The organism is Streptococcus sp. 1449 (assembly GCF_013276805.1).
Lineage (GTDB): Bacteria > Bacillota > Bacilli > Lactobacillales > Streptococcaceae > Streptococcus > Streptococcus pseudopneumoniae.
Map to the genome: position 1 here is coordinate 1 of NZ_VMLS01000106.1, position 856 is coordinate 856.

The window sequence follows — 856 nt, forward strand, 5'->3', positions numbered from 1 at the left end:
TTAGGAACTATCGCTGAGTTCTCTAGTCTGGAGATTTCTTATTTGCACTTTTCTTGTACAACTTTATTCCATGGTAAATAAGCCTCTAAAACCTCTTTGTTTACGAGAGTTTCCTCGTTTGGAAGACATTCTAGAAGATAGGATAGATATTTTTCACTATTTAGTTGATGACGTTTAGCTGTTTCCAACAAACTCATAATAATAGCTGTTGCTTTAGCTCCTTCAAAACTTTGAGAAAACAACCAATTTTTACGTCCCATAACCAATGATTTAATGGCGCGTTCAGCTAGATTATTGGAAAGGACCAGATGCCCGTCTTTCAAAATGGCCTTAAAGGTTTCTTCATACTTGAGACTGTATTCAATTGCCCTTCCTAGTTTTGAACCAGGTAAAACTGACTGACGCCGACACCAAGCAAAGAAGTCTTCCATTAGGGGTTGGAGCTCTTCTTGACGTTTCTGTAGTCGTTCATCAGCTGGCAAAACCTCCCAGTCTCTTTCCAAGGCAAATAACTGGTCACAATAAGCTAAACCTTTAGCTCCTAAGGATGAGTTATCTGCTTGCTTGGGGGTGGATTCAAAAAACTTCCTTCTCACATGCGCCCAACATCCAACAAGTTCAGCTTCTTCCAGTTGACGATAAGCAGACCACATATCACAATGCACATATCCAGAATAATCTCCTAGGAATTCTTGTACTACTGAACCACTTCGACGCTGATCATGGTGGTACAGCGTGATTCCTTGCTTCTCAGCTTTCCCAGACAAAAAAGTCCAATAGTAGGTCAGATGGCTATCACTCTCTAGCACCCTATAAGAAGTTTCATCCGCATGAAGTAAGGGCTGAGTCAATAGTC

The 856-nt window shown here is 40.9% G+C and carries 1 protein-coding gene; it reads right to left on the reverse strand.

Translation table 11 applies throughout. The features are described from left to right. Window positions 1–38 precede the first annotated feature (38 nt). Window positions 39–856, reverse strand: an 818-nt coding sequence (locus HT687_RS11345; protein ID WP_172924216.1) for an IS66 family transposase, incomplete at its 5' end; no start/stop codon positions are given.